We start from the raw sequence: 1485 nt of genomic DNA, 5'->3' as shown, positions 1-1485 counted from the left end.
TTGAGCGTGGCGGGTAACTCGGCTCGAATGCCATTGGCAAAGACAAGCACGACGGACGCCCCTGGTAAGTGACCGGATGCCTCGACCACGACCGGCTGCACGGTTTGAGCTTGCTCGTGCTCACGTAATCGCTTCGACCAATAATAAAAAGTTTGATAGGGAATAGCGTTGTCTTGGCAAAACTGCTTGATGGACACTGTGCTTTGCTTTTGTTGTTCAATGATCGCCGCCCAGTGCGCGCGTTTTTGTGCTTGTTTCATCGTACCTCCGGTCAAAAAGGTACTATGGCAAAGCCCGTATCTTATGGGTATGTGGGGTTTATTAACCGCTTACGCGTAAAACGCATCACCGACTTGGATATCCCCTTTAAATAAACCTGTCGCTGACACCAGCTCACCTGAAAACGTTGAATCGCCCCCAACCTTTAAGTCCTTGACCTCGAGTCCTTTTATGAAGGCCGCGTCTAGCATCATTTTATTGTCTTGAAGGATAAATGGACGAAATTGCTCCCCGTGCGTATCTAGCTCAATCGTGTCTGCAACAACACGATAAGTGATCTTCCCATCGCTACTTTTATAAAATCCCATAGAGCCTATACCAGAAGGACTAGGCTGCACTTTTGTCAATGAATCTAAGCTCTTAGTTACGGACTCATAACGGGATTCAGCTTCGCTAACAGATACCTCATTCTGCTGAATCTTTTGTTTCGCACGACTAAGCTCGCTCTTCATTTTTTCATTCAACTGAGAGATATCGCTAATAGCCTTGTCCATATTTTGCTGAAAGTTTTCATAGGAATTAGCAAGCGCTTGGAATGTCGCAGAGTCCCTAATTTGCTCACTCAACCCTTCAAGCTTTAGACACATCAATTGCAGTTTCGCCTTGGACTGGCCCCGCATAAGGACCTGCGATATCGTTTACATTGATAAATCTGACCCAATAAAAAAACGTTTCACCGGGATGCACCACATCACTAAACACCGTTGATGTCACAGTGCCTATAGACACAGCGTCAGCAAAGTTCTTCGTCGGGCCACGATGAATTTCTGCATACGAAAACCCTTTGAATGTAGGCCTGTCCCATGAGACAAGAATTGCGGAGAAGCCACCTTCCGCACTGAGATTCGTGGGCTGCGTTGGCCTTTGGACGCCTCCTTCGCCGCCGGGAAAAGGTAATGGCGGTTTTGGCTTTGCGGTAATAGATCCCGAACCATGACGAGAGAGTTTTGCGAGACCTAGGATATTTAAGTCGCGTAGCGTGACTGCACGATCCAACCCGTTACCGCGCTGACCCGTGGTAGTGTTCAGAATTCTGTGTCATTTCGTTAGAATGGTCGAAAGAGGAATGATACATGACCGACAAGAAAATAGAACTCGATATGGAAGCTGCCCTAGAAGCGCTTCGTAGTGGCAAAGGTGTTACTGGCAAAGATGGCGTCTTAACACCTTTGATCAAACAGCTGACCGAAGCTGCAATAAAGCTGA

General features: G+C 47.3%; 2 protein-coding genes and 1 pseudogene. 1 reads left to right on the top strand and 2 read right to left on the bottom strand.

The features are described from left to right. On the bottom strand, nucleotides 1–260 hold a 260-nt coding region (gene tnpA / locus DZ54_RS0117025; RefSeq protein ID WP_025675406.1), incomplete at its 3' end, for an IS66 family insertion sequence element accessory protein TnpA. Nucleotides 261–329: 69 nt separating this feature from the next. Continuing rightward, complete coding sequence (locus DZ54_RS0117020) at nucleotides 330–845, bottom strand: hypothetical protein (protein WP_128080572.1); 516 nt, start codon at nucleotides 843–845, stop codon at nucleotides 330–332. Between the two features lie 507 nt (nucleotides 846–1352). Here DZ54_RS0117020 and DZ54_RS27640 point away from each other — a divergent pair. Then, nucleotides 1353–1485 (top strand): annotated as a pseudogene (locus tag DZ54_RS27640) (IS256 family transposase); the annotation flags it as partial.

Origin of the sequence: Salinivibrio socompensis S35 (assembly GCF_000513715.1) — a bacterium.
Lineage (GTDB): Bacteria > Pseudomonadota > Gammaproteobacteria > Enterobacterales > Vibrionaceae > Salinivibrio > Salinivibrio socompensis.
This window is presented reverse-complemented; position numbering and strand designations above follow the sequence as displayed.